Below are 25,254 nucleotides of genomic sequence, written 5' to 3'. Positions count from 1 at the left end.
AACCAGTTTGTTTCAGACGGCCTCTCGAATACTGACGATACCGGACTTCTTAATGATGATGGCCGTGCGGACCGTGGATATGGCCGTGGGCGATTTCCTCGTTGGTCGCGTCGCGGATGCTGTCCACCGTCGCTTTAAAACGTATTTTCATACCGGCCAACGGATGATTGCCGTCCACCACCGCCTTGCCGTCGGCCACATCGGTAACACGGTAAATAATCACGTCACCGGTTGCAGGGTCGTCCGCCTCGAACATCATTCCCGCCTCCACTTCAACCGGAAAAACGCTGACATCCTCGACACGCACCAGCTCCGGATCATGTTCGCCGAAAGCATCGTCCGGCGACAACACCACATCCACCGTATCGCCTACCTCTTTACCGTGCAACGCCTCTTCCACCAAAGGGAAAATGCCGTCGTAACCGCCGTGCAGGTACACAATCGGTTCTTCCGTTTTATCCAGCAACTGATTGTCGGTATCAAACATTTCATAGTGAAGCGATACCGCAGAATTTTTAGCAATAGCCATTTACTATCCTTTTATCGGGTTATTGGCCGCATGTCCGCCGGCAGGTTTCCGACAAACACCGGAATCCGCATTCTAGCACAGCCCGACACCCCTTAACCGCCCCATGCCGTAAAATACGGCTCCCCAGTACATACTTGATTTAACTTCTGCAACCTGCAAATGGTAAATTTTGAAAATTTTTTAGTTTTTTGTTGCATTTTCACAACTAATACTCTTTTTTATATCCGACCTCCGAATATCATCTGAAATATATTTTCTCAAGCAATAAAATCAGGTCAACACGCTGATATATAAATCGTTTAACCCAAATAAATAAAAAGCGCAGGTAATAAATTTTCACGATTTACGGAACTAAAATGCCACTTTCACAAACTAAGCAGTACATTCATGCCTTTCCCTTAATATCCGAGTCCGTTGCATCGTCATATGCAGTGCGGCATAATTGAGGAAATTCAGCAATGAATTTTACTGTAAGGGGCCGTTCGCGGCCGTTTTTAGTTAAATTTTAAATCGATTTAAAAGAAGGTAATACAAAATGAAAAAATCTCTATTTGCTGCTGCTTTGTTGTCTTTAGCCCTGGCTGCCTGCGGTGGTGCCGACAAAGCTGCCGATACTGCTGCTTCCGCTGCTTCTAACGCTATGGATGCTGCTGCTTCCGCTGCCGACGCTGCTGCTTCTGCCGCTGATTCCGCTACCGACGCTGCTGCTTCTGCCGCTACCGGTGCCGCCGATACTGCTGCTTCCGCTGCCGCTTCTGCCGCTGACGCCGCTGCTTCTGCTGCCGACAGCGCTGCTTCTGCCGCCAGCGGAGCTGCTAAATAATACGCTTTCTAGCATACAAAGCAGGATACTTCATGTATCCTGCTTTTATTTTTCCCTTTTCAGACGGCCTCCGGCCCGTTGCCCAAACAATATGACGCATCCAGACCTCTACGCTCAACTACGCCTCTTCCTCGACGGCAACGAAATTACCGAACCGTCCCCCGATCTGCTTACCGACCAGCGCCGGCGGTTTACGTCCTCCCCCGACATCGTATTGCAACCGCGTTCCGTGGAAAGCGTGCAAAACATCATGCGCTTCTGTTTCAAACACAAAATCCCCGTTACCCCTCAAGGCGGCAATACCGGATTATGCGGGGCGGCGGTGGCCGAAAACGGCGTTTTGCTGAACCTTTCCAAACTCAACCGCATCCGTGAAATCAACCTTGCAGACAACAGCATCACGGTTGACGCAGGTGCCGTCCTGCAAAACGTACAACAAGCTGCGGCCGAAGCGGGACGTTTATTTCCCCTGAGCCTTGCCAGCCAAGGTTCGTGCGAAATCGGCGGCAATATCGCCTGCAATGCGGGCGGATTGAACGTTTTGCGTTACGGCACGATGCGCGACCTGGTATTGGGGCTGGAAACCGTCCTGCCCGACGGCAGCCTCGTCTCCCACCTGCACCCGCTGCACAAAAACACTACCGGCTACGACCTACGCCATCTGTTTATCGGCAGCGAGGGAACGCTGGGCGTGATTACCGGCGCGTCGCTGAAACTGTTTGCCCTGCCGCAAACCACCACAACCGCGTGGGTCGGCCTGCCCGACATCGAATCGGCAGTGAAGCTGCTGACCCTGATTCAGGGGCATTTCGCCGAAAGGCTGTGCAGTTTCGAACTTATCAGCCGCTTTGCGCTGGAGCTGTCTTCCGGTTTCAGCAACATTCAAAAGCCTGTCGAAGCCGAATGGCACATCCTGCTGGAACTGACCGATTCCGTCCCTGATCCGGAACTGGCCGACCGTTTGGCCGAATTCCTGTTCGAACGCGGTTTGGAAAACAGCGTATTGGCGCAATCGGAACAGGAACGCAACGATTTGTGGGCGTTGCGCGAAAACATTTCCGCTTCGCAACGCAGCCTCGGCACCAGCATCAAACACGACATCGCCCTGCCGATAGCCCGCGTCGCCGCCTTTGTCCGCCGTTGCGCGCCCGCCTTGAAAGCGCGGTTTGCCGACATTGAAATCGTCTGCTTCGGCCATCTGGGCGACGGCAGCCTGCACTACAACACCTTCCTGCCCGAAATCATGAGCAACGACGTTTACGAATACGAGGACATCATCAATACCATCGTTTACGAAAACGTTTTGCAGGACAACGGCACCATCGCCGCCGAACACGGCATCGGCACCATTAAAAAACACTGGCTGCCGCGGGTGCGCACCGAGTCCGAACTGACATTGATGCGTGCAGTGAAAGCCCATCTCGACCCGTACAATATTATGAATCCGGGCAAACTGCTGCCGTAGCCGTCAGAAAAGCTCAAGAGGCCGTCTGAAAAGTTTTCAGACGGCCTCCGCCCGTTTTCAAGGCAGCCGCCCTTCCCTGCCGCATCCTTACTTTCCTTGACATTTGCCCGTTCAGGCAACAATATCTGTTTATCCATCCAACTAACGAAAGGACAACCATGCCACAACCCCACACCAGAGACCCCTACGCGGGCTGGCGCGAGCTGACGTTGCGCGGCATGATTTTGGGCGCGCTGATTACGGTGGTGTTTACCGCATCCAACGTATATCTCGGCCTTAAAGTCGGCCTGACTTTCGCCACGTCGATTCCGGCCGCAGTGATTTCGATGGCGGTTTTAAAATTCTTCAAAGGCAGCAATATTCTGGAAAACAATATGGTGCAGACGCAGGCTTCGGCGGCGGGCACGCTTTCAACGATTATCTTCGTGCTGTCCGGACTGCTGATGGCGGGCTACTGGAACGGTTTTCCGTTTTGGCAGACCACGCTGCTGTGCGTGTCGGGCGGCATCTTGGGAGTGATTTTCACCGTACCGCTGCGTTACGCGATGGTGGTGAAAAGCAGCCTGCCCTACCCCGAAGGCGTAGCGGCGGCGGAAATCCTGAAAGTCGGCAGCGGCGAACATGAAGACGCGGAACAAGGACAAAGCGGCGACAGCGGCGTGCGCGAAATCCTGTCGGGCGGGCTGCTGGCCGGACTGATGAGCTTCCTGTCCGGCGGCTTACGCGTGATTTCCGACAGCGCCAGCTACTGGTTCAAAGCGGGCAATGCCATTTTCCAACTGCCGATGGGCTTTTCGCTGGCCCTGCTCGGCGCGGGTTATCTGGTCGGACTGACCGGCGGCATCGCCATTCTGGTCGGCATCTTTATCGCCTGGGGCGGCGCCGTGCCGTATTTTTCCAACATCATTCCGCAACCGTCCGACATGGACATGACCGCTTTCGCCATGCAGCTTTGGAAGGAAAAAGTCCGCTTCATCGGCGCGGGCACCATCGGTATCGCCGCAGTATGGACGCTGATTATGCTGGCCAAACCGATGGCCGAAGGCATGAAGCTGTCGTTCGGGACGTTCAGCGGCAGCGGTTCCGCTTCCGCCGAGCGCACGGAACAGGATTTGTCGCCCAAGTCCATGATTCTGATTGTGTTGGGCATGATGCTGCTGCTGGGTTTCAGCTTCTACCACTTTATCGCGGCGGCACAAATGTCCGCGGGCATCGCTTGGACGCTGGTGGTGGTGTGCACGCTGCTGACTTCGGTTATCGGCTTTCTGGTGGCGGCGGCCTGCGGCTATATGGCGGGTTTGGTCGGTTCATCGGCCAGCCCGATTTCGGGCATCGGCATCGTATCGATTGTGGTGATTTCGCTGGTGCTGCTGGCGGTCGGCGAATCGTCGGGACTGTTTGCCGACGAGGGCAACCGTCAGTTTATGCTGGCGCTGACGCTGTTTTGCGGTTCGGCTGTCATCTGCGTGGCTTCGATTTCCAACGACAACCTGCAAGACTTGAAAACCGGCTATCTGGTTAAGGCCACGCCGCGTTTGCAGCAGATTGCACTGATTATCGGCTGCGTCGCCGGTGCGATTGTGGTTTCGCCCGTGCTGGAACTGCTGTACGAAGCCTACGGCTTCACCGGCGCCATGCCGCGCGCGGGGATGGACGTATCGCAGGCGCTGGCCGCACCGCAGGCAACTTTGATGACCACCATCACGCAGGGCATTTTCGCGCACAACCTACAATGGAATTACATCTTCACCGGCGTCGGCATCGGCGTGGCGCTGATTATCGTCGATTTCATACTGAAGAAAAGTTCCGGCAACCGGCTGGCGTTACCCGTGCTGGCGGTGGGCATGGGCATCTACCTGCCGCCGTCGATCAATATGCCGATTGTCGTCGGCGCGTTCCTTGCCGCATGGGAAATCCCGCATCCGCACCCGCTCGGGCGATGCCGAAAACAGCCTGAAACGCGCCGACCGCACCGGCACGCTGTTTGCCGCCGGCCTGATTGTCGGCGAAAGCCTGATTGGCGTGGCGATGGCCTTCGTTATCGCCGTTTCCGTTACCAACGGCGGTTCCGACGCGCCGCTGGCCCTCGGTCTGAAAAACTGGGACACCGCCGCCTCATGGCTCGGCCTGGCCGGCTTCCTGCTCGGCATGACGGTTTTCGCACGGCGGATTCTGAAGGCTGCCCGTTAAACGGAAAAAGCAAAACACCTGCCGGAAAACTGTTTTCCGGCAGGCGTTTTGTTCTTATTTGGGCGTCGAGGCCGTCTGAAAAATGGGCGGGGGGAATTTTCAGACGGCCTCGGAACGCTATTTCAACACCACGTCGTTCGGCAGCTCGTCGGTTGAGGCCGTCTGAAAACGCGGGAAATGCTGCACCAGCAGCTTGTCCGTTTCCCGCAATCCCTGCTCCAGCCCGTTCACATAATCGCCGTTCAGAAAATGCCGCCGCATCGTGTCGCAGATGTCCTGCCAGCGCGGCTGGTCGATTTTGGCGGCGATACCGCGGTCGGCCACGATTTCGATAACGCGGTCGGCAAACGACACATACACCAGCACGCCGCTGTTTTCCTCGGTATCCCACACGCCCAATTCGCCGAACCATTGCAGGGCGCGGGTGCGCGGTTCCACCCTGTTCCATATGGCCGAAGCGGGATAGTGCGACTCGATGACGAAACGCACCTGCCCCCGATGGTTTTGTTCCGAAGCACCGATTTCACGACTGAGGCGTTGCAAATCCGATGTAGGAAAGTGCCGCTCCACCCTGCGGCGGGGGCTCAGCCAGTGCCGCCACAGGCGTTTGAATCTGTTTTGTTCCATTACCAACCTCCTGATGCGCCGCCGCCGCCGAAGCTGCCGCCTCCACCACTGAAACCACCGCCTCCGCCGCCATGCCAGCCACCGCCTCCGCCGCTGTGCCAGCCGCCCCCATCGCCTCCGCCGTCCGAAATGAAAATCTCCGCGATCTTAAAAAGACCGCTGAAACCGATCAGTGCAAGCACCGTCATAATCAGTCCGGCGACAAGGCCGGCCTGTACTCCCAAACCCAGCATCAAGGCCGCACCGAAAGCCGACGAACCGGTCAGCAGGCTGCCGATTGAGGGGCCGAAACACATTTTTAAAAATGCGCCGATGAAAAACAAGACAACCAGCAACACCAACAAATTGCCCATTCTGTCATCCGCGGCATCGGATTGCGTCGAGGCTTCAGGCAGTTTTTCGCCGGCAATCAGTTTTTCAATCTGGGCCACCGCCGCCGCCACGCCTTCGCCGGTCTTGCCCTCGCGCAGGTAAGGTCTGAGCACGTCTTGCAGTATTCGTTTGGCGTACACGTCGGGAATCGCGCCCTCCAAGCCGCGCCCTACCGCTAGATGGGTTTTGCGCTCGTCGCGCACCAGCAGCAGCAAAACGCCGTCGCTGACGTCTTTGCGGCCCAGCTTCCATTCCTCCATCACCCGCGCCGAGTAGTCGAACGGCGTTTCCGGACTGATGGCCGGCACGGTCAGCACGGCAATCTGGCTGCCTTTCTCGCGGCTGTATTGCAGCAGGTGCCCGTTCAGCTCTTCGCGTTCTTCGGGCTGCAACATCTGCGCGGTATCCATTACCGGATCGGTCAGTTTTGGGACGGGGGTCAGGTCGGCGGCAAACAGCCGCACGCAGGCAAACAGCACGGCTAGAAATGCCCCCAGCCTTTGTATTGCAGGTAGCAGCATGATGGCTTCTCCCTCTGTCGTTCGAGGCCGTCTGAAACTTTTTCAGACGGCCTCTGCGCCGTATCAGAACGATACTTTGGGCGCGGTGGACACTGCCGATTCGTTTTCGACGCTGAAGTTCGCACGCTGTTTCAGGCCGAACATTTTGGCGGTCAGGTTATCTGGAAACCGGCGGATGGTCGTGTTATAGGTCTGCACGGATTTGATGTAGTTGTTGCGCGCCAGTGTAATGCGGTTTTCCGTGCCTTCGAGCTGCGCCTGCAAATCGCGGAAACTCTGGTCGGCTTTCAACTGCGGGTAATTTTCCGACACCACCAGCAAACGGGACAACGCGCTGCTCAGTTCGCCCTGCGCCTGCTGGAACCGCTTGAGTTTCTCGGGGTCAGTCGCGTCTTCCGCCGTCATCTGGATGCTGCCGACTTTGCTGCGCGCTTCCGTTACCTTGGTCAGCACTTCGTCTTCGTGCTTGGCATAGCCTTTGACCGTATTGACCAGATTCGGTATCAGATCGGCGCGGCGCTGGTATTGGTTCAGCACCTCCGACCACGCGGCATTGGCCGCCTCGTCCTGCTCCTGCATGGTGTTGTAGCCGCAGCCGCTCAATACGAACAGGGAAGAGAACACCGTCAGCACGGCCAGTATTTTTTTCAACATAGGTTGTCTCCGTTAGTCAACAATGATTGCGCCCGTCGCGGGCGGGACAGGTCCAGTATATAGGAAAACGCAGCCGTTGGAAAAACGGGCGGCGGCGGGGGCGGCCTGAAACAAACGGACCGCCGCCCCCTTCGGTATCAAGGGAACGGCGGTCCGATAAGGCTGCCTGCGGCAGCCGCCGAACGCCATGCGGGATTTCAGACGGCCTCAAAGATGCAAAGGCCGTCTGAAAACGAAAGGCCGGCCATTTCCGTTCTGCTGCCGCAAATAAAACGGCATCAGGGCAGTTTCTGCTGCCACTTCTTCAGGTTCGCGCGCAAAAAGGCGAGCTGTTTGCGGTAGCGGCGGCAATGGATGCAGGCAAACAGGTGCAGTTTGAGCGAAAGGCGTTCGCGCGGGGTCAGTTTCCTGTCTTGCGCTTCGGAAAGCAGTTTGCAGGCTTCGCGGCATTTGAGCATGTTTTTCCTCCTCAGGCGTCCGAATCAAACCAGCGCAGTTGCAGGCAGCGGCGCAGGCCGTTGCGGGCGCGGTGCAGGATGACGTAGCAGTTGTCTTTGCTGATGTCGAACTGGCCGCATATTTCGTCCACCTCCATGCCCATGATTTCGCGCAGGTAAAAAATGCGGGCGGTGTCTTCGGGCAGGCCGCCCAGGCAGTTTTCCAGCGTGCGGAAAAAGTCCTGCTGCTCGGCGTAGTCTTCCGGCGGCCGCCACTGCGCGGGCGAGGCGGAATCGAGCCAGTGGCCGTCGGCATCGAAACAGGCGCGCCACGCTTCGTCTATGGCCTCGTTTTCCCGTTGCAGGCCTTCCAGACTGATGCCACCGTGCCTGCTGCGGCGGAAATGGTCGGTGATTTTATTTTTCAGGATGGCCATCACCCATGTTTTCAGGCCCGCTTCTCCGCGGAACTGCCGCTGATTGTCCCATGCGGCGGCAAGCGTGTCCTGCACGATGTCTTCGGCCAGCGCTTCGTCGCGCAGTTGGACGGCGGCGAAACGCAGGATGGTGGGGCGCAGGGCGGACAGAAGGCTGCCGAATGTTTCTTTTCCGAATGATGTCATAAATCCTGACTCTGCTTGGCGGGGCGGCCGGTACGGGGTGTTCCGCCGCGGTGCCGTAATATACCTTACCGCCGCCGGAGCGCCAAGTCGAAACGCCGCGCGGCCTAACCGTCAAACGGCTTTTTCTGCCAATAAGGCTTCCATGTTTTCAGACGGCCGCGGTATACGTTGCCGCCGCCCAGTTCGAACAACAGCGCGCCCGACAAATCGGTACGCAGCAGGGTGATGCCGTGCGCCTTCACCCGTGCCTGTACTGCGGCGGCCGGATGTTTGTAGGCATTGGCGTAGCCGCTGGAGGCGACGGCATATTGCGGCGACACGGCGTGCAGGAACAGGCCCGACGAGGCGGTGTCGCTGCCGTGGTGCCCCAGCACCAGAACCTGACTGTACAACGCGCCGCCGTATTTCCCGACCAGATCCGCCTCGCCGCGCCGCCCCAAATCGCCCGTTACCAAAAGTGCGTCGCCGCCCGCCACCACCCGCAGGACGCAGCTTCGGTCGTTGTCTTCCAGGCCCTGCGCGTTTTCAGACGGCCTCAGCAGCTCGAACCGCACGCCGTCCCACTGCCACTGCGTTTCGCGGCAGGGTTCCGCCTGCGGGTAAAATTCGGGCTGCCCCGCCGTTATCCGCGCCACCGTCCTGCCGTCGGTCACGGCTTGGAAGCCGCCGTCGTGGTCGTTATCGTGGTGCGACAGGATGAGCCTGTCCAGACGGCGCACGCCCAAGGCGTTCAGGCTGGGTACGATGCCCGCCGCCGCGGCCTGCGCCGTGCCCGTGTCAAACAACAAATCGTGTTCCTTCGTCCGCACCAGCACCGAAAGCCCCTGCCCCGCATCCATCACCACCGCTTTCAGACGGCCTTCGGCAACCGCTGCGGGACGGTAAAACGCAAAGCCCGCCAGCACCAGCCACGCGAACGGCCTCAAGCCGGTACCGCGCGGCAGCAACGCCAGCAGCGTGGCAACTGTGGCCAATACCGCCAGCGGCGGGGGCGCGGCGGCAACGGCCGCTTCGGGCGCGTGTCCGGCCAGAAACACAAGCAGCCGCAACGTATATTCCGCCAATGCCGCCGCCGTCCACTGCAACGGTGCGAACGGCAATACCGAACCGAGCAGCGCCAGCGGGGTCAGTACCCACGAAAACCACGGAATCGCCAGCGCATTCACCAGCGGGCTGGCCAGCGGCAGTGAGGCGAACAGATAGCCCAACAGCACCACCGACAACAGCGAAGCCGCCCACTGGCCGCGTACCGCCGCCATCCGGCCGCGCGCGTTCAGACGGCCTGCCGACACCCACACCAGCGCGGCGACTAGGCCGAACGAAAGCCAAGTGCCGACGCCCAGTACCGCCGACGGGTCGAACAGCAGCACCGCCGCCAGTGCCCGCCACCAGCCGTCCCAGCCCGACGCGCCGCTGCCGCGCCACCACGCCCATGCGAACACGGCCAGCATCAGCACGCTGCGCTGGGTCGGCACGGAAAAACCGGCCAGCACGGCATACAGCAGCGCGCCGGCCAACCCGCCGGCCAGCACCCACAACCGCGGTCTGGCCGGCACCAGCGGCAGCCGCCGCAATACCAGTTTGACCAGCCAGCCGAACAACACCGCCACCATCGTAACATGCAGCCCTGAAATGCTGACCAGATGCGTCAGTCCCAACGGGCGGAACGCCTGCCACAGTTCGGGCCGCAGCGCCGACTGTTCGCCTATGCTCAAGGCCCGCATCAGGCCGAGGCCGTCTGAAAAATCGTGTCCGCCGGTCTGCACGCCCTGCCAGCGGCGGCTGACCGCGTCGCGCCAGACGGCAATGCCCCCGCCGCCCGCTTCCAGCCGCACGCGTTCCCTGCCGACCGAGCCGATTCCGCCGATGCCGTTGGATAAGGCCCACGCCTCGCGGTTCAGCCCGCGCAGATTGACTTCGCCGACCATCGGCCTGACCCGCGCCGATACCCGCCACCTGCTGCCCACCGGCCAATCGCGCAGGCGGTAGTCCGACAGCAGCAGCGTAAACCTGCCGCCCCGCTCGTCCTGCGCGTTGCCGGTAAACTGCACCCGCCTGCCGTCCCGCCGCGGCATGTCCGCCACTTCGACGACCAGTTGCGCCGTTCCGACCCCGTCTAACGGCCACTGCCGCTGCAACGCCGCTTCCGTGCGCCACACGCCGTAGGCCACTCCCGCCAGCAGGAACAACAATCCCGCCACCGGCCTGAATTTCCAAGCCGCAGCCGCCGCGCACAAAAAGGCCGCCGCCCATCCTGCCCAGTGCGGCACGGACGGCAGCGCGAACGACAACACCACACCCGCCGCCCAACACGGCAGCGCATAACGCAACATAGTAACAATTCCCTTTTTAATAGTTTTATTTATGATAAATTAAATCGGCGTATGCGTCATGTGCCGCTCCGACGGCCGAAAGCTGATACGAAAGGCCGTCTGAAAACGGGATTCCCCCTTTTTCAGACGGCCTCTGCGCTTCGTCAGGCATCATAAAAACCGGAATCCCCCGAATCGGAAGTTCCGGCTTCGTATCGCAAGGCACCGGCTATTTTTTGGTCAGCGTAAAGCCGGTCCAGCCGAACAACAGCGTCAGCACCAGACACAGATAGCAGAAAAACGCATACGGCAGGTATTCCCACACCGGCACGTTCAGCGCGTGGCTGATGAACACGCCGCAGACGCTCCACGGCACCAGCGGGTTAATGACCGTACCTGCGTCTTCCAGCGTGCGCGAGAGGTTGCGCGAATGCAGGCCGAGCTTGTCGTATACGGGTTTGAAGGTTTCGCCCGCCAGCAGGATGCTGAGGTATTGCTCGCCAATGAGGAAATTCACGCCCACCGAGGTGGCGGCGACGCTGAACGTGGCGCGGCCGGCGTTGCTCAGAAACGCGCGCACCGCATCAAGCAGGCTGGGAATCACGCCCACGGCAAACAGCAGCCCGCCCAAACTCATGCCGAGAATCACGATGGTCTGGGTGAAGAACATGCTCTCCAGCCCGCCGCGCGAAATCAGTTTGGCAATGTCCTTAAACGCATCGCCTTCGAGTTTGTAGCCGCTGTAAAACCACGCGCCGAGCTGCTGCAAATCGGGCGTGCTGTGGAAATAGGTAACGGCCAGCGCGGCGGCGATGGTAAACAGCATGGCGACCACGGCGTTGACGCGCATCAGCGCCAGCACCACCAAAAGGCCGAACGGAACCAGCGAATAGGTGTGAATCAGCCCCGTGGCCTCAAGCTGGGTGCGGAAAACGTCTACGCTGTTCAAATCATTGGCGGCGACGTTGGGCAGCAGCCACAGCATCAGCGCCGCGCTGACCACCCACGCGGGAATGGTCGTATACATCATGTTTTTGATGTGCTCGAACAAATCGATGCCGACGATGGAGGCCGCGATGCCGGTCGTGTCCGACAGCGGCGACATTTTATCGCCGAAAAACGCGCCGGACACAATCGCGCCCCCCGTCATCGCCAAATCGGCATGAAACGCCGCCCCCATCCCCATGAACGCCACGCCGACGGTGGCGCAGGTGGTCAGGCTGCTGCCGATGGCCACGCCGATGACCGAGCAGAGGGCGAAGGCGGAAAAATAGAAATAAGTCGGCGAAATCAAGCCGAAGCCGTAATACATCAGCGTCGGAATCGCACCGCTCATCATCAGCGCGCTCACCATCAGCCCGATGAAGAAAAACAGGTATATCGCGCCCATACCCTGCCCGACCGCGCCGACCATGCCGTTTTGCATGTCGCCGTATTTCAGGCCGCGGCACAGGCCGTACGCCAGCAGCGCGGAAATGGCGGTAACGATCGACATATGCGGCAGCCAGCCCAGCGAAATGATGGTGTAACCCATGCCCGCAATCAGCACCAATACGACCAGCAGCGCCTCCCAGCGCGGCATTTCGAGCAATGATTTGAAACTGAACATATTGTCGTTCCCAGATAGATGTTTTTTGAATTTTTGGCATTTTATATGCTTGAGGCCGTCTGAAAAACAGTTTTCCGCACGATTTTGGAAATTTGGCCGAAATTTCCGACAATTCATTGCAAAATGGATTTTTCAGACGGCCTCGGGGTCAAGGCTGCAAAAATCTGCCGCAGCGCAGGAAATGCGCCGTCTGTTCCGCCACCGTCCGGCTGAATATCATCCCGCTGTGGCTGACCGGCAGCACGATGTGTCCGCCCATGCCCGGGCAGCGGGTCTCCCCGACCAAAACCGTACCGTCCTGGCTGCCGTGTAGTCCGAGCATCCGGCCCAAACCCTGCGGCTTGCTGCCCGCGATACTGCCCAGTTCGATGCCCGACGGCAGGGGCGGCGCGCCGCCGTCGAGCGCGCAACGGTAGGAGCCGCCCAAAAGCGGCGTACCCAAGCCCATGCTTCTGACCCGTTCCGCCGCCATACTGCCGCAATGCGGCGTTCCCAGCGTTACGATGCGCCCGCTCACTTTATCGGGATGGGCGGCGGCAAAATGGCGCAACACCAGCCCGCCCAGGCTATGGCCGACAAAATGCAGCGGCCCGCCGCCGTACCGGCCTGTCTCGACAAAGCGGTTCAGGGCGGCGGCATGTTGCGGCAACGTCTGCCACACGCTGTAATAACCGAAAGTGTCGACGGTGAAACCCTGTTCTTTCAGCAAAGCGGCAAACGGCTTCATCGCCCACGCGTGCATGTGCAGACCGTGCAGAAGAATAACGTGCGGCATATTTTGGCTCCAAACGATAAAGGCATATCCGCATATTACCGAAAACACAGGCCGTCTGAAACCCGCGGCGGCGGTTCAGACGGCCTTTCTGCTATAATTGCGCCCTACATCCTTCAATACGGAAACCAGCCATGTTTGCCCGAGCCGCCCAAGAACTTTCCACCGTGCGCGACATCCTGCGCTTCGCCGTCAGCCGTTTCAACGATGCCGAACTGTTTTTCGGGCACGGCTCCGACAATGCCCACGACGAGGCCGCCTATCTGATTCTGCACACCTTAAACCTGCCTCTCGACACGCTGGAGCCGTATCTCGACGCCAAACTGCTGCAAAGCGAAAAAGAAGAAGTGCTGGGGCTGATAGAGCGGCGCGTCACCGAGCGCGTACCCGTCGCCTACCTGACGCACCAGGCTTGGCAGGGCGACTTCGATTTCTATGTGGACGAGCGCGTCATCGTGCCGCGTTCGTTCATCTACGAGCTGCTCGGCGACCCGCTGCTGCCGTGGATAGAACACAACGAGCTGGTACACCGCGCACTTGATTTGTGCACGGGCAGCGGCTGCCTCGCCATCCAGATGGCGCACCACTACCCCGCCGCCGAAATCGACGCCGTCGACCTGAGTCTGGACGCACTCGAAGTTGCCGCCGTCAATATCGAAGAATACGGGCTGGAAGAACGCATCCGGCTCATCCACACCGATTTGTTCGAAGGTCTGGACGATACCTACGACCTCATCGTCTCCAACCCGCCCTACGTCGACGCCGAATCGGTGGAAACCCTGCCCGACGAATACCGGCACGAACCCGAACTCGCCCTCGGCAGCGGCACGGACGGTTTGGACGCCACCCGCAGCATCATCCTGCACGCCGCCAAACACCTCAATCCGCGCGGCGTACTGCTGGTGGAAATCGGCCACAACCGCGACATCCTCGAAGCCGCCTATCCCGAGCTGCCGTTCACCTGGTTGGAAACCAGCGGCGGCGACGGCTTCGTCTTCCTGCTGACACGCGAACAGCTTTTGGGTGAAAAATAAGCACCACCGTTGCCTTCGGCAATCAACAAATCACAAAGGCCGTCTGAAAAATTTTCAGACGGCCTTTGTTTCAACCGTTTCAATCCAATTCGTTGCCTTCTTCGTCCCAATAGGTTTTCTTCACCAACTGGTCATCCACATACACCGCTTCCGATTTCTTCGCCCCGTCGTCGTGCCAGTCCAGCACGATGCCGTTGCGGCGGCCGTTGGTAATGGTGATTTCCGACAACAGGCGGCCGTCCTCGTTCCAACTGATAATCTCGGTCGGCTTGTCGTTGACCATCATCATTTCGGTTTTCGGGCTGCCGTCGGCATACCATTGCTTCCAATAACCGTTGGCCTTGTCGTTTTTAAACTGGATTTCGCTTTCCTTGACGCCGTTACGGTAGTAGCGCGAACCCGTGCCCTCGCTCAACCCGTTCGCATACGGCATCACCGCCGATTTTTTACCGTTCGGATACCAGTTTATCCACTCGCCGTGCGGTTTGTTGTTGCGGTACGGACCGACCATTTTCTTTTGGCCGTTGAAATGCCACAACGTCAGCGTACCGTTGCCCAGCACCGGCACGAAATCCTTAATCTGGGCTGCCGATACCTGATACGGGTCGGAATACTTCTTCATCGACGGATAATAAAAATCCTGCACCTGCGCCATACCCGCATCAACCTGATACTGGCGGACATAAGCCACCGACGACATCGTCGCCGTGATTTTACCCTGCTGGTTGAAATAAACGGTATGGTATTGGGCAAACGCCGCTGCCGAACAGCAGACCAAACCCGCCGCCAACCCTGTGTTCCATAATCGGTTCATAATTGGTTTACAGTAATATTTACAAATCGACGGCCTTTTCGGTACAAATCGGGAATCAAGCAAAAAGGCCTCAAACCGCCTGTCCCGTCCGAACTCAAACCGTCTGCATATTTCGATAAGATATTATAAAACACTCCGACAGGCGCCGTCATAGCCCAATCGCACCATATCCGTTTGAATTGCCAAATAAAATGAGACCGATTGACTGTTTCTACTTCCGCACCCGCCAAACAAGGCAGGTTCGGCGGAAAGAACGGTACGCTGCCGCTTTATTTTATTTCGCATTAGAGAAACAAAGGCGGATAAAAGTTTCCCCATTATGCCAAATAATTTTACAAAGCGGCAAAAGGCCGTCTGAAACATCCTTTTTACAACGTTTCAGACGGCCTCGGATTATTTGCGGTTAAATAAAAACTCCCCGACGCAACGTCGGGGAGTCCGTAAACTGGCACGCCCACGGGGAATCGAACCCCGGTTACCGCCGTGAAAGGGCGATGTCCTAACCGCTAGACGATGGGCGCGGAATATTCTTGTGGCGCACCCGGAGCGATTCGAACGCCCGACCCTCTGGTTCGTAGCCAGATACTCTATCCAACTGAGCTACGGGTGCATCCTAATCCGCGCCTGACTTGCTGCGCGATTCAAGAAAGGGCGAATGATATAGAAACCGGACGGTATTGTCCAGCCTTTTTTAAACGATTTTCCGCCAAACGTTACAAGCATATGAATTTGAAAAACTTTCAAGGCCTGCGCCAACGGCTAGCCGCGTATTCCCAGACCGGACAAATCCCTGGCCATTTTTGCAGCCGCGTTGTCGGTCATGCCGCCGGCAAAGTCCAGAATCTTCATATAAGCCTGATAGAGGCTGTCGCCTTCGAGAATCGGTTCGCTGTTTTTCAACAGTTCCAATGCCAACGATTTGCGGACGTCGGTTTTCTTTTCCACGATAAGCGCGTAGGCAGCGGGAACAAGCAAATCCAAAATCGACCCTAGGCAAGGGAAAGTGGCGATTTCGGTAATCAGTTTGGTATGGTGGCGGAAAATGCGTGTGCGGGCCAGTTCTTTGGCTTTTTCCAGCGTATTCTGCACAGCGGGGCTGCACAATGCCAGCAAATCCTTACCCTTGAAACAACCTGCCAGCAAATCGGACTGGTGCATCATAAAGGTTTGCGCCACATCTTCGATGGCCCGTCCGATGGCGATGCCGCGCAGCATGGCGCAACGCTGCCGGCCCGACTGGGCGTGCCATGTGGGTTCGATGAAGGTCAGTTCCGACAGGATGCTTTCGACTTCGGCATCACTCAGCAAATCCAACTCGACGGCATCTTCCAAATCCAGTAACGCATAACAAATGTCGTCGGCAGCCTCCATCAGGTACGACAACGGGTGGCGCGCCCAATAATCCGCGCCTAATTCGATCAACCCCAATTCATCGGCCACGCGGCGGATAAACGGCAGCTCCGTCTGATAGATATTAAATTTTTTCAAACCGTTTTCGTGCAGTGTCGTCCACGGGTATTTCAGCAGCGCGCCGATGGTGGCCGAAGTCAGGCGCATTCCGCCGCCGTTCGGATACATTTCCAGACTGGCCAGAATCCGCAGGCTGTGCGCGTTGCCTTCATAAGTTTGCACGTCATTGCGTTCGGCCTGGCTCAAACCTTGCAGGTATTTACCGTTTTGCGGGTTTCTGAACCAATGGCGCAACGCATCTTCGCCGGTATGGCCGAACGGCGGGTTGCCCAAATCGTGCGCAAGGCAGGCGACCTGCACTACGGCGCCGATGTCGCTCGGCGTATTGCCTTCCGGCAGGAAGCCGCCCGCCTGCAACATCACGCCGACGCGGTTGCCGATGCTGCGTCCCACACTGGCGACTTCCACGCTGTGGGTCAGTCGGTTGTGCGTCAGGTCGTGTTCGGCCAGCGGGTGCACCTGCGTTTTTCGGCCCAGCCTGCGGAACGAACCGGAAAACACCACGCGGTCGTAATCGATATGGAAGTCGGTGCGCAGCGCATCCGCCCCTTCCTGGGTGGACGGCGTTACCGTCGGGACGATTTCGCCGTCTTTCGTGCGGAAGCGTTGGGTGGAAAGCAGGTTTTGCCAATTCATTTTTGCGGTCATCGGATACTCCGTCGGTCTGCCGGTTTCTTCTCTCTATTAAGACAAGAGGCCGTCTGAAAACGGATTTTCAGACGGCCTCTGAACAAAGGCAAACTGAGCATTCGGTTCTCAGGCGGTTGCGCGGCAAAAATCCCGGTTGCAAGGAAAAGCCCGGCAGCGGTATGGCGGGACGGGCAGCCTGAACGGCTGATCCGCCCTGCCCCGGCCGGATTTATTTGCCGCGCATCAGTTCGAAGAAATCGTCGTTGTTTTTAGAATCTTTGAGTTTGCCCACCAAAAATTCGGTAGCCTCGATTTCGTCCATCGGATGCAGGAATTTGCGCAAGAGCCACATGCGCTGCAACTGGTCGTTCGGCACCAGCAACTCTTCGCGGCGCGTGCCGGATTTGTTGATGTTGATGGCGGGGAACAGGCGTTTTTCGGCCATGCGGCGGTCGAGGTGCAGTTCCATATTGCCCGTGCCTTTAAATTCTTCGTAAATCACGTCGTCCATGCGGCTGCCGGTTTCCACCAGAGCGGTGGCGATGATGGTAAGCGAACCGCCCTCTTCCACGTTGCGCGCGGCACCGAAAAAACGTTTGGGACGGTGCAGCGCGTTGGCATCCACGCCGCCGGTAAGGATTTTGCCAGAGGTCGGCACGACGGTGTTATAGGCGCGGGCGAGGCGGGTAATCGAGTCAAGCAGAATAACCACGTCTTTTTTGTGTTCCACCATGCGCTTGGCTTTTTCAATCACCATTTCGGCAACTTGAACATGACGCTGCGCCGGTTCGTCGAAAGTAGAGGAGACGACTTCGCCGCGTACGGAACGGCTCATTTCGGTAACCTCTTCGGGGCGTTCGTCAATCAAAAGGACGATGAGTTCGACGTCGGGATAGTTGGCGGTAATCGCATGGGCGATGTTTTGCAGCATCACGGTTTTACCGGTTTTCGGCGGCGCCACCAGCAGGGCGCGCTGGCCGCGGCCGATGGGGGAAACGAGGTCGATGGCGCGGCTGGTCAGGTTTTCTTCCGCCTTGATGTCGCGTTCCAGTTTGAACTGTTTGGTCGGAAACAGCGGCGTGAGGTTTTCAAACAGGATTTTGTGTTTGCAGGCTTCCGGATCGTCGCAGTTGATGCTGTCGAGTCGCACCAGCGCAAAGTAGCGCTCGTTGTCTTTCGGAACGCGCACGCTGCCTTCGATGGTATCGCCGGTATGCAGGTTGAAGCGGCGTATCTGGCTCGGCGACACATAAATATCGTCGGGGCCGGCAAGATAGGAAGTATCGGCGCTGCGCAAGAAGCCGAAACCGTCGGGCAGGATTTCGAGCGTGCCCGAGCAGGTGAAGCTCTCGCCCTGCTTCATCATCTGGCGCACAATGGCAAACACGAGGTCTTGTTTGCGCAAGCGGTTGGCATTTTCGATACCGTGCTGCTCGGCCATTTCCAGTAGTTTGGAGATATGTTGGGTTTGTAGTTCTGAAACGTGCATAGTCGTCGGTTTTGGATGGATGTAGTCGTAATGGGAACGGAAGACGGGAGGCCGTCTGAAAAGAAAGGATTTTGTAAAAGGGAATTTCGGGCTGCCGGTCGGCGGAGAATTTTTTGGAAACCCGAATTGTAGGCAGTCGGCACGCAGGTGTCAAATGTTATGACAACAGACAGGAGGCCGTCTGAAACTCGTTTCAGACGGCCTGTATCGGTTTTACCGCTTGGGCTGCCAAGAATCTTTCAACGTAACCGTGCGGTTGAACACGGACTTGCCCTGCTAACGCTTTTTGCGGTCGGTAACGAAATCACCCAGCCGTTCAAACTGCCGGCGGCTCTCCGCAGGCAAATCGTTGGCGGCCGCTTCGATGTAGGCGGCGATTTCTTTGACCGATCCGGAGGTGAGGGAACCGGTAAACAACAGGGATTTGCCGTCTTCGCCGCGCACCACATCAGGGCGCGGCTTGGCGAACAGGCATCAACTTATTATCAAAGCACAGCCAATGGAATTTGAATTTATATTAATAAAATCAGCATCTTCCTAACACAGACGGGTATAAATTATTTTTCACAACTTAATTGGAATTTAAGAAACAAATTAAGAGAAATAACTCTAAAAATTATCAGAAACCATGAACGGTATCTGAACCATGTATTTTTATTGATTTTAATTAACGAAAGGAGATTTCAAAATGAAAGAAATCGACAGCAAAGAACTTCAATATGTTTCCGGTGGCGGGATACTCCCTTGGCCGTTTCCGGATCCGTCTGTACTGCCCCGAAGTAATCCGTCTACCCCGCCCCGCCGCTATAATAATCCTCATCTGTGGTTGCCTTTCTTTTTATAAAAACGCAGTTAAGGTAGGTTGAATATCCTGCCAATCAAACCTCAGAGTTCTGTATTTTTTATTTTTATTGATTTTAATTAACGAAAGGAGATTTCAAAATGAAAGAAATCGACAGTAAAGAACTTCAATATGTTTCCGGTGGCATGATAATCCGTTGGCCGCTTCCTGATCCGTCTGTGCCGCCCCACTACTATAATGACATTCGTCTGTGGTTTCCTATCTTATAATAAATAACGCAGTAAGGCAGGTTTGATGCCTGCCGATCAAACTGCAAAGGCCGTCTGAAAAATTCAGACGGCCTTTGTAATTTTGCTGTTTATGCTTTCGCCTGCCAGGTGTCCCTCAACCCTACCGTGCGGTTGAATACGGGCCTGTCTTTCGCGTGGTCTTTGCGGTCGGTGACGAAATAGCCCAGCCGTTCAAACTGCCAGCGGCTCTCCGCAGGCAAATCGTTGGCGGCGGCTTCGACGTAGGCGGTGATTTCTTTGACCGATTCGGGGTTGAGGAAATCGGTGAACGGCAGGTATTCGCCGTCTTCGCCGCGCACGGCATCGGGGCGGGGTTCGGTGAACAGGCGGTCGTACAGGCGCACGGTGGCGGGCACGGCATATTCGGCGGAGAGCCAGTGGATAACGCCTTTCACTTTGCGGCCTTCGGGATTTTTGCCCAAGGTGTCGTAATCCAAGCTGCATTTGAGTTCGACGATGTTGCCGGCGGCGTCTTTCACCACTTCGTCGCACTTCATCACATAGCTGTGGCGCAGGCGTACTTCGCCGCCGAGGGTCAGGCGTTTGAAGCCTTTGGGCGGGTTTTCGCTGAAATCGTCGGCTTCGATGTAGAGCGTGGACGAAATCGGCAGTTCGCGGCTGCCCATGTCTTCGCGGTTCGGATGATAGGGTGCGGTGCGGCTTTCGGCCAAGGCCGTCTGAAAATTGGTGAGCGTTACTTTGAGCGGGTTGAGCACGGCCATCATGCGCGGGGCGGAATTTTCCAACTCTTCGCGAATCGCGCCTTCCAACACGCTCATGTCGACGATGTTTTCAGATTTGGAAATACCGGCGCGTTTGGCAAACAGGCGCAGGCCTTCGGGCGTGTAGCCGCGGCGGCGCATACCGGAAATCGTCGGCATACGCGGATCGTCCCAGCCGGCAACGTGGCCGTCTGAAACCAGTTGGTTCAGCTTGCGTTTGGACGTGATGGAATACAAAAGCTCCAAACGGGAAAACTCGTATTGGCGCGGGCGGGTGGCGTGCGGCGCGGGGATATTGTCCAACACCCAGTCGTACAGCGGGCGGTGGGCTTCAAATTCGAGCGTACACAAGGAATGCGTGATGCCTTCGATGGCATCGGAAATGCAATGCGTGTAGTCATACATCGGGTAGATGCACCATTTGTCGCCGGTATTGTGGTGATGGGCGCGGCGGATGCGGTAGATGACGGGGTCGCGCATATTGATGTTGCCTGATGCCATGTCGATTTTCAGGCGCAGGGTTTTGCTGCCGTCGGGGAACTCGCCGTTTTTCATGCGTGTGAACAGGTCGAGGTTTTCTTCGACGCTGCGGTCGCGGTAAGGGCTGTTTTTGCCCGCTTCGGTCAGCGTGCCGCGGTATTCGCGCATTTCTTCGGGCGTCAAATCATCCACATACGCTTTGCCGTCTTTGATTAAGCCGACGGCGTAGTCATACAGCTGGTCGAAATAATTGGAAGCGAAACGCGGCTCGCCCGCCCAATGGAAACCGAGCCACTCGACATCTTCTTTGATGGCGTTGACGTATTCGTCGTTTTCTTTTTCGGGGTTGGTATCGTCGAAACGCAGGTTGCACAGGCCGTCGTAAATATACGCCAAACCGAAGTTCAGGCAGATGGATTTGGCGTGGCCGATGTGCAGATAGCCGTTGGGTTCGGGCGGGAAACGGGTTTGGATGGCTTCGTGTTTGCCGCTTTTTAGGTCTTCTTCGATGATGGTGCGGATGAAATGGTTGTCCGCGAACTGGTCTTTGTTGAGCATGATGGAATCCGGCGAATGTATTTTTCAGACGGCCTGCCGCCCGAACGGGAAATCGAAATCGGTTATTTTACCTGAGTCGTGCCGTTTTAGAAATCAGGCCGTCTGAAACCTTTTTTCAGACGGCCTCGCACGGCATCAGGCTGAAACACGGGGTTTGGTTGCGGCCAGACAGGGATGCAGCGCATTCATTTCATCCGCCCACGCCTTCAGTTCAGAAATGCCCGCCAATCCGGCGGCGGCGGTCAGATTATCCCTGAACAGCAGGAAGTCGACGGCGCACACGGCAAACAGCGTGCCGATGTTGAGCTGCGTGCCGAAGGGTTGCAGGTGCTCGGCCAACACGGGAACGGTGCGCGCGTTGCGTTGTTTGATTTGTTCGTGCCGCGCCGTCCACCATTCGTTTTCGGGACGCAGCATTTTTTCGGCAATCATGGCGACGGTGTTTTCCAGCAGCCCTTCCGCCAGCGCGTGCAGGTTCAGCACCTGCCAGCGGCTTGCGTCCTGCGGGTAAAGCGTCGCACCCTGCCCGACGGAATCAAGGTATTCGGCGATGACGTTGCTGTTGAACAGCCATTCGCCGTTATCGAGCTGCAATACGGGGATGCGGCCGAGCGGGTTGTCTTGGTTGTGCGCCGATTCGGCGGCGAACGACGATTTGACGGTTACCGGTTCTATCCGGTTTTCCAGCCCGTGATGGATGGCGGCGGCACGCACTTTGCGCACATAGGGGCTGGTTGTTGAAGACCATAGTTTCATTTTTCATCCTTTGCTGTTTCCGTTGCATGTTGGCAGATTTCGGGAACCAACCATTCCACGCCCGCGGCGGTGAGGATTTTCTGCATTTCCCCGTCGGGAGCGCGGTCGGTGAAGACCCTGTCGAAATCGGTGATGTCGCCCAGCCGCACCAGCGCGTGCGACTGGAATTTGCTGTGATCCACGCCGAGGAAGCGCACCCGCGCGTTGGCCATCATCGCCTGCATCACGCTTACTTCCTTGTAGTCGTAATCGAGCAGCGAGCCGTCGCCTTCCACGCCGTGCGTGCTCAATACGGCGTAGTCGACTTTGAACTGGTTGATGAAGTCCACCGTAGCGACGCCGGTTACGCCGCCGTCCAACGGGCGGACGACGCCGGAGGTGATGATGACGGTGTAGTCGCTGCGCGCGGAGGCCAGGGCGGCGACGTAGATGTTGTTGGTGATGATGCGCAGGTTTTTCCGCTGTTTGATCAACGCGGCGGCAACGGCCTCCATCGTGGTGCCGATGCTGATGAATAATGAGGCGTTGTCGGGAATATGGGCGGCGATGAGCTGGGCGATGGCGTTTTTCTCTTCCCTGCGGCTGTGGCGACCGCCCTGCCCGAATTCGCCTTCGAGCAGCACCTCGCCCAAGGCCGCGCCGCCGTGGTAGCGGCGCAAGACGTTTTCCGCACTCAGGATGCCGATGTCGCGGCGTATGGTCTGCGGGGTAACTTCCAATTCTCTGGCCAGTTGTTCGACGGACATAAAGCCGTGTTCGCGCACCAATGCGGTGATTTTTTCGTGTCGTCGGATTTGGGGTTTCATGGTTTCGTCCGTCGGGGGAATACAAACGGCGTGCGGCCGGTGCGTAATATTCAAACTTAAGGCCGTCTGAAACAGACTTTTCAGACGGCCTTACCGAATCCGGTTATTGCGCCTCGAATTTTTGTTCCAGACGCTCGATGCATGCGCCCAGATGCCGGCGCATGATTTTCACCACGCGGTTGCGTTTGCCGCTGACCAGCAGGTCTAAAATTTCGCGGTGCTCGGCGTGGGTATGCGTGTTGATGGGGCGTTTCTCGCGGCGCTTGGCATCGAACACCGCCACAATCAGCGACGAGCGGGCGCACAGCGTGTTCATAATGTCGAACAGCACGTCGTTGTCCAGCAGGCGCGCCAGTTCGACGTGGAAGGCGTTGGAAAGGCGGTTCCAGCCCACGCGGTCGCCGCTGCCGGACGCGGCCTCTTCGTGTTCTATCATGGCATAGAGCGGCTGCAAGCGCGCCTCCAAGTCGGGAAGGTCGACCAACATACCCAGAATCATGCCCTCCATTTCGATGCGTGCGTTGAACACGTCCTGCATTTCTTTCAAATCGGGCACATGTACGAACGCGCCGCGGTTGGGCTGCAAATCGACGATTTTATCGTGCGCCAGCAGTGAAAGCGCACCGCGCACGGTATTGCGCGAGCAGGTCATCTGGCGGCAGAGTTCCGATTCGGTGAGCTTTTTGCCCGGCAGCAGCACATGGTCGGTAATGCCGTCTAAAATCAGGGCGTACACGCGGAAAAGCTCGGAATCGTGGCGCTCTTCCAGAATCAATGAGGACGTTGTCGGTGCATTGACGGTTTTATTTTCGTTATTCATCATGGGGGTAGGTTTCCGGTTTTTCCCGAAGGCAGACGCAGGGCGGATGCCTGCCGTTCATAAAAATTAAAATTGTTGACAATATCAACACAGGCCTGCACAATAAGTGCACAAGAAAACGCCGAGTATTATAAAGGCAGCATATAGAGAGAGAAGCCCGCGCAGGCAGATATATTCCGGTTACGGTTTGAATATATCTGCCTGTTTTTTGTTGCCATTATAACCAGCGCGGACTTTTCTTGCCAGTTTTCAGACGGCCTGCAGCGCCGTCTGAAACGTTATGCTTCGACAATTTCGAAGCTGTGGGTTATTTTGGCCGTTTTGCCCAACATAATCGAGGCGGAACAGTATTTTTCGGCGGAAAGCCGGACGGCCTGTTCGACCGCGCCCGCTTTCAGGCCGCGGCCGGTTACCGTGAAATGGATATGGATTTCAGTGAACACGCGCGGCGGCTCTTCGGCGCGTTTGGCCGTTACCGCCGCTTGGCAGCCGGTGATGTCCTGCCGCTGCTTTTCGACAATCATGACCACGTCCGTGCTGGAGCAGCCCGCCACGCCCATCAGCAGCATTTCCATCGGGCTGGGGCCGCGTCTGACGCAGCCTTCCGCCGCCGAACCTTCCATGACCACGCTGTGGCCGGCCTCGTCGGTCGCCACGAAACACATACCGTCCATCCATTTTGAAGTAATCTGCATGATTTTATCCTGTCCTGAAATGCCGCCCCGCGTTAAGCGGCGGCTTTGGTTTGAAAACAGTGCGGATTGTAAATCATTTCGGCGGCCGGCAGAATCGGGAAGCCGGCCGCGTTTTTTCAGACGGCCTTCAGTCCCGATACGCCCAATGGTTGACCGGCCCGTGTCCCGAACCGATGTTCAGCGGATTGGCGATGGCGGCGGTGATATAGGCTTTCGCCGTTTTCACCGCATTCTCCACACTGAAGCCCTTGGCCAGCTCCGCCGTTACGCAGGCAGAAAACGTGCAGCCCGTGCCGTGCGTATGCGGCGTCGGGTAGCGGCGGCCCGACAGCTCCAGTTTTTCCCCGTCGGGCAGGAACACCCAGTCCGTGCATTGCGCGCTGCGGCTGCCGCCCGAATGGCCGCCTTTGATGACGACTGTCTTCACGCCGGCATCCTGCAAAATCCGCGCCGCGCGTTCGGCGTCTTGCGCGTTTTCCACATCGACGCCGGTCAGCACCTGCGTTTCGGGCAGGTTGGGCGTCAGCACGTCGGCCGACGGCAGCAGATGCCGCTTCATCGCCGCCACCGCCGAATCGTGCAGCAGCGGCGCGCCGCCTTTGGCTATCATCACGGGGTCGAGTACCATCGGGCCGAAACTGCATTCTTTCAGGCATTCGGCCACACATTCGATGATTTCCGCCGTTCCCAGCATACCGAGTTTGAAGGCGCTGATTTGGAAATCGTCGCGCACGGCTTCAATCTGGCTGCGGATAACCTCGGTCGGCACGAGGTGCACCGCCGCCACGCCGAGCGTGTTCTGCGCCGTTACCGCGGTAACGACGCTGGTGCCGAATACGCCGCGCATCTGAAAGGTTTTCAAATCCGCCTGAATGCCCGCGCCGCCGCCGGAATCCGAGCCTGCGATGGTTAATGTCTGTACGAACCGTTCTTGTTCCATTTCCAACCTCCTTG

At 57.6% G+C, this 25,254-nt stretch carries 23 protein-coding genes, 2 tRNA genes and 2 pseudogenes; 6 read left to right on the top strand and 21 right to left on the bottom strand.

Annotation, left to right across the window (positions count from 1 at the left end; all coding sequences use genetic code 11):
• Positions 1 to 49: 49 nt before the first annotated feature.
• A complete protein-coding gene (locus tag ACI43T_RS07975; RefSeq protein WP_405386370.1) occupies positions 50 to 529 on the bottom strand; it encodes an FKBP-type peptidyl-prolyl cis-trans isomerase in 480 nt (159 codons plus the stop codon).
• Positions 530 to 1,064: 535 nt separating this feature from the next.
• Here ACI43T_RS07975 and ACI43T_RS07970 point away from each other — a divergent pair.
• The 3 genes and pseudogenes from ACI43T_RS07970 (at position 1,065) to ACI43T_RS07960 (ending at position 5,007) form a co-directional block, all read left to right on the top strand.
• Positions 1,065 to 1,352, top strand: a complete 288-nt coding sequence (locus tag ACI43T_RS07970; protein ID WP_009174082.1) for a hypothetical protein — start codon at positions 1,065 to 1,067, stop codon at positions 1,350 to 1,352.
• A 91-nt stretch (positions 1,353 to 1,443) separates the two neighbouring features.
• Positions 1,444 to 2,817 (top strand): FAD-binding oxidoreductase, encoded by a 1,374-nt coding sequence (locus ACI43T_RS07965; RefSeq protein ID WP_405386367.1) that lies wholly within the window; start codon positions 1,444 to 1,446, stop codon positions 2,815 to 2,817.
• A gap of 158 nt (positions 2,818 to 2,975) precedes the next feature.
• Positions 2,976 to 5,007, top strand: a pseudogene (locus ACI43T_RS07960) (OPT family oligopeptide transporter).
• A 117-nt stretch (positions 5,008 to 5,124) separates the two neighbouring features.
• On the opposite strand, the gene ACI43T_RS07955 reads toward ACI43T_RS07960, so the two are convergent.
• From ACI43T_RS07955 to ACI43T_RS07920, 8 genes are all read right to left on the bottom strand, one after another.
• Positions 5,125 to 5,634: a TPM domain-containing protein gene (locus ACI43T_RS07955; RefSeq protein WP_405386365.1), complete on the bottom strand. Its 510-nt coding sequence runs from the start codon at positions 5,632 to 5,634 to the stop codon at positions 5,125 to 5,127.
• The gene (locus ACI43T_RS07950) at positions 5,634 to 6,527 is read right to left on the bottom strand and encodes a TPM domain-containing protein (RefSeq protein WP_314106108.1); all 894 of its coding nucleotides are present in this window, start codon (positions 6,525 to 6,527) and stop codon (positions 5,634 to 5,636) included. The genes ACI43T_RS07955 and ACI43T_RS07950 overlap by 1 nt, the downstream gene beginning before the upstream one ends.
• A gap of 63 nt (positions 6,528 to 6,590) precedes the next feature.
• Complete coding sequence (locus ACI43T_RS07945) at positions 6,591 to 7,181, bottom strand: LemA family protein (RefSeq protein ID WP_009174087.1); 591 nt, start codon at positions 7,179 to 7,181, stop codon at positions 6,591 to 6,593.
• A gap of 278 nt (positions 7,182 to 7,459) precedes the next feature.
• Entirely contained in the window at positions 7,460 to 7,639 is a 180-nt protein-coding gene (locus ACI43T_RS07940; RefSeq protein WP_293276916.1) for a zf-HC2 domain-containing protein, read from the bottom strand.
• Positions 7,640 to 7,650: 11 nt separating this feature from the next.
• Positions 7,651 to 8,241, bottom strand: coding sequence for a sigma-70 family RNA polymerase sigma factor (locus ACI43T_RS07935; protein WP_405386361.1), 591 nt, complete (start codon positions 8,239 to 8,241; stop codon positions 7,651 to 7,653).
• Between the two features lie 104 nt (positions 8,242 to 8,345).
• Positions 8,346 to 10,574: a DNA internalization-related competence protein ComEC/Rec2 gene (locus tag ACI43T_RS07930; RefSeq protein WP_405386359.1), complete on the bottom strand. Its 2,229-nt coding sequence runs from the start codon at positions 10,572 to 10,574 to the stop codon at positions 8,346 to 8,348.
• A 208-nt stretch (positions 10,575 to 10,782) separates the two neighbouring features.
• Positions 10,783 to 12,162, bottom strand: coding sequence for a Na+/H+ antiporter NhaC (nhaC, locus tag ACI43T_RS07925; RefSeq protein WP_405386357.1), 1,380 nt, complete (start codon positions 12,160 to 12,162; stop codon positions 10,783 to 10,785).
• A 148-nt stretch (positions 12,163 to 12,310) separates the two neighbouring features.
• The gene (locus ACI43T_RS07920; RefSeq protein ID WP_405386355.1) at positions 12,311 to 12,937 is read right to left on the bottom strand and encodes an esterase/lipase family protein; all 627 of its coding nucleotides are present in this window, start codon (positions 12,935 to 12,937) and stop codon (positions 12,311 to 12,313) included.
• Positions 12,938 to 13,068: 131 nt separating this feature from the next.
• Between ACI43T_RS07920 and prmB the strand changes: the two genes are divergently transcribed.
• A complete protein-coding gene (gene prmB, locus ACI43T_RS07915) occupies positions 13,069 to 13,968 on the top strand; it encodes a 50S ribosomal protein L3 N(5)-glutamine methyltransferase (RefSeq protein ID WP_405386353.1) in 900 nt (299 codons plus the stop codon).
• A 79-nt stretch (positions 13,969 to 14,047) separates the two neighbouring features.
• Here the strand turns inward: prmB and ACI43T_RS07910 are convergent, their stop codons facing one another.
• The 6 genes and pseudogenes from ACI43T_RS07910 to ACI43T_RS07885 all read right to left on the bottom strand — a co-directional run.
• Positions 14,048 to 14,782, bottom strand: coding sequence for a toxin-antitoxin system YwqK family antitoxin (locus tag ACI43T_RS07910; RefSeq protein WP_039850669.1), 735 nt, complete (start codon positions 14,780 to 14,782; stop codon positions 14,048 to 14,050).
• A 446-nt stretch (positions 14,783 to 15,228) separates the two neighbouring features.
• A tRNA-Glu gene (locus ACI43T_RS07905) sits at positions 15,229 to 15,303 on the bottom strand.
• Positions 15,304 to 15,315: 12 nt separating this feature from the next.
• Positions 15,316 to 15,392, bottom strand: a tRNA-Arg gene (locus ACI43T_RS07900).
• A 149-nt stretch (positions 15,393 to 15,541) separates the two neighbouring features.
• On the bottom strand, positions 15,542 to 16,900 hold the full coding sequence (locus tag ACI43T_RS07895; RefSeq protein ID WP_405386351.1) for a deoxyguanosinetriphosphate triphosphohydrolase: 1,359 nt from the start codon (positions 16,898 to 16,900) through the stop codon (positions 15,542 to 15,544).
• Between the two features lie 211 nt (positions 16,901 to 17,111).
• Complete coding sequence (gene rho, locus ACI43T_RS07890) at positions 17,112 to 18,371, bottom strand: transcription termination factor Rho (protein ID WP_009174097.1); 1,260 nt, start codon at positions 18,369 to 18,371, stop codon at positions 17,112 to 17,114.
• Between the two features lie 276 nt (positions 18,372 to 18,647).
• A pseudogene (locus ACI43T_RS07885) lies at positions 18,648 to 18,842 on the bottom strand (glutamine--tRNA ligase); the annotation flags it as partial.
• Between the two features lie 217 nt (positions 18,843 to 19,059).
• Here ACI43T_RS07885 and ACI43T_RS07880 point away from each other — a divergent pair.
• Both ACI43T_RS07880 and ACI43T_RS07875 read left to right on the top strand, forming a co-directional pair.
• The gene (locus ACI43T_RS07880; protein ID WP_293276899.1) at positions 19,060 to 19,215 is read left to right on the top strand and encodes a hypothetical protein; all 156 of its coding nucleotides are present in this window, start codon (positions 19,060 to 19,062) and stop codon (positions 19,213 to 19,215) included.
• 98 nt (positions 19,216 to 19,313) lie between these two features.
• A complete protein-coding gene (locus ACI43T_RS07875) occupies positions 19,314 to 19,442 on the top strand; it encodes a hypothetical protein (protein WP_256359119.1) in 129 nt (42 codons plus the stop codon).
• An 89-nt stretch (positions 19,443 to 19,531) separates the two neighbouring features.
• Here ACI43T_RS07875 and ACI43T_RS07870 read toward each other — a convergent pair whose 3' ends face one another.
• The 6 genes from ACI43T_RS07870 to thiD all read right to left on the bottom strand — a co-directional run bounded on the left by ACI43T_RS07870 (position 19,532) and on the right by thiD (position 25,240).
• Positions 19,532 to 21,223 (bottom strand): glutamine--tRNA ligase/YqeY domain fusion protein, encoded by a 1,692-nt coding sequence (locus tag ACI43T_RS07870; protein WP_405386348.1) that lies wholly within the window; start codon positions 21,221 to 21,223, stop codon positions 19,532 to 19,534.
• Between the two features lie 135 nt (positions 21,224 to 21,358).
• Entirely contained in the window at positions 21,359 to 21,979 is a 621-nt protein-coding gene (locus ACI43T_RS07865; RefSeq protein ID WP_405386346.1) for a glutathione S-transferase, read from the bottom strand.
• Entirely contained in the window at positions 21,976 to 22,785 is an 810-nt protein-coding gene (locus tag ACI43T_RS07860; RefSeq protein ID WP_050748723.1) for a DeoR/GlpR family DNA-binding transcription regulator, read from the bottom strand. Before ACI43T_RS07860 ends, ACI43T_RS07865 begins: the two co-directional genes overlap by 4 nt.
• 103 nt (positions 22,786 to 22,888) lie before the next feature.
• The gene (locus ACI43T_RS07855; protein WP_293277738.1) at positions 22,889 to 23,605 is read right to left on the bottom strand and encodes a GntR family transcriptional regulator; all 717 of its coding nucleotides are present in this window, start codon (positions 23,603 to 23,605) and stop codon (positions 22,889 to 22,891) included.
• Positions 23,606 to 23,883: 278 nt separating this feature from the next.
• Positions 23,884 to 24,300 carry an OsmC family protein gene (locus tag ACI43T_RS07850; RefSeq protein WP_009174102.1) on the bottom strand — a complete coding sequence of 139 codons (417 nt, stop codon included), beginning with the start codon at positions 24,298 to 24,300 and terminating at the stop codon, positions 23,884 to 23,886.
• Between the two features lie 127 nt (positions 24,301 to 24,427).
• Positions 24,428 to 25,240: a bifunctional hydroxymethylpyrimidine kinase/phosphomethylpyrimidine kinase gene (gene thiD / locus ACI43T_RS07845; protein WP_405386343.1), complete on the bottom strand. Its 813-nt coding sequence runs from the start codon at positions 25,238 to 25,240 to the stop codon at positions 24,428 to 24,430.
• Between the last annotated feature and the right edge of the window lie 14 nt (positions 25,241 to 25,254).

This window comes from Neisseria oralis (genome assembly GCF_045062685.1).
Classification (GTDB): domain Bacteria; phylum Pseudomonadota; class Gammaproteobacteria; order Burkholderiales; family Neisseriaceae; genus Neisseria; species Neisseria oralis.
The sequence above is the reverse complement of the archived record's forward strand: the minus strand, read 5'-3'. Positions and strand labels throughout refer to the sequence as shown.

Bases quoted from the DNA above. Each gene is read 5' to 3' on its own strand.
- ACI43T_RS07940 (WP_293276916.1), bottom strand. From the start codon at position 7,639: ATGCTCAAATGCCGCGAAGCCTGCAAACTGCTTTCCGAAGCGCAAGAC.
- ACI43T_RS07895 (WP_405386351.1), bottom strand. From the start codon at position 16,900: ATGACCGCAAAAATGAATTGGCAAAACCTGCTTTCCACCCAACGCTTC.
- ACI43T_RS07870 (WP_405386348.1), bottom strand. From the start codon at position 21,223: ATGCTCAACAAAGACCAGTTCGCGGACAACCATTTCATCCGCACCATC.
- prmB (WP_405386353.1), top strand. From the start codon at position 13,069: ATGTTTGCCCGAGCCGCCCAAGAACTTTCCACCGTGCGCGACATCCTG.
- thiD (WP_405386343.1), bottom strand. From the start codon at position 25,240: ATGGAACAAGAACGGTTCGTACAGACATTAACCATCGCAGGCTCGGAT.
- ACI43T_RS07930 (WP_405386359.1), bottom strand. From the start codon at position 10,574: ATGTTGCGTTATGCGCTGCCGTGTTGGGCGGCGGGTGTGGTGTTGTCG.
- ACI43T_RS07945 (WP_009174087.1), bottom strand. From the start codon at position 7,181: ATGTTGAAAAAAATACTGGCCGTGCTGACGGTGTTCTCTTCCCTGTTC.
- ACI43T_RS07865 (WP_405386346.1), bottom strand. From the start codon at position 21,979: ATGAAACTATGGTCTTCAACAACCAGCCCCTATGTGCGCAAAGTGCGT.
- ACI43T_RS07880 (WP_293276899.1), top strand. From the start codon at position 19,060: ATGAAAGAAATCGACAGCAAAGAACTTCAATATGTTTCCGGTGGCGGG.
- ACI43T_RS07965 (WP_405386367.1), top strand. From the start codon at position 1,444: ATGACGCATCCAGACCTCTACGCTCAACTACGCCTCTTCCTCGACGGC.
- ACI43T_RS07955 (WP_405386365.1), bottom strand. From the start codon at position 5,634: ATGGAACAAAACAGATTCAAACGCCTGTGGCGGCACTGGCTGAGCCCC.
- ACI43T_RS07935 (WP_405386361.1), bottom strand. From the start codon at position 8,241: ATGACATCATTCGGAAAAGAAACATTCGGCAGCCTTCTGTCCGCCCTG.
- ACI43T_RS07860 (WP_050748723.1), bottom strand. From the start codon at position 22,785: ATGAAACCCCAAATCCGACGACACGAAAAAATCACCGCATTGGTGCGC.
- ACI43T_RS07975 (WP_405386370.1), bottom strand. From the start codon at position 529: ATGGCTATTGCTAAAAATTCTGCGGTATCGCTTCACTATGAAATGTTT.
- ACI43T_RS07970 (WP_009174082.1), top strand. From the start codon at position 1,065: ATGAAAAAATCTCTATTTGCTGCTGCTTTGTTGTCTTTAGCCCTGGCT.
- ACI43T_RS07950 (WP_314106108.1), bottom strand. From the start codon at position 6,527: ATGCTGCTACCTGCAATACAAAGGCTGGGGGCATTTCTAGCCGTGCTG.
- ACI43T_RS07910 (WP_039850669.1), bottom strand. From the start codon at position 14,782: ATGAACCGATTATGGAACACAGGGTTGGCGGCGGGTTTGGTCTGCTGT.
- ACI43T_RS07850 (WP_009174102.1), bottom strand. From the start codon at position 24,300: ATGCAGATTACTTCAAAATGGATGGACGGTATGTGTTTCGTGGCGACC.
- rho (WP_009174097.1), bottom strand. From the start codon at position 18,371: ATGCACGTTTCAGAACTACAAACCCAACATATCTCCAAACTACTGGAA.
- ACI43T_RS07855 (WP_293277738.1), bottom strand. From the start codon at position 23,605: ATGAATAACGAAAATAAAACCGTCAATGCACCGACAACGTCCTCATTG.
- nhaC (WP_405386357.1), bottom strand. From the start codon at position 12,162: ATGTTCAGTTTCAAATCATTGCTCGAAATGCCGCGCTGGGAGGCGCTG.
- ACI43T_RS07875 (WP_256359119.1), top strand. From the start codon at position 19,314: ATGAAAGAAATCGACAGTAAAGAACTTCAATATGTTTCCGGTGGCATG.
- ACI43T_RS07920 (WP_405386355.1), bottom strand. From the start codon at position 12,937: ATGCCGCACGTTATTCTTCTGCACGGTCTGCACATGCACGCGTGGGCG.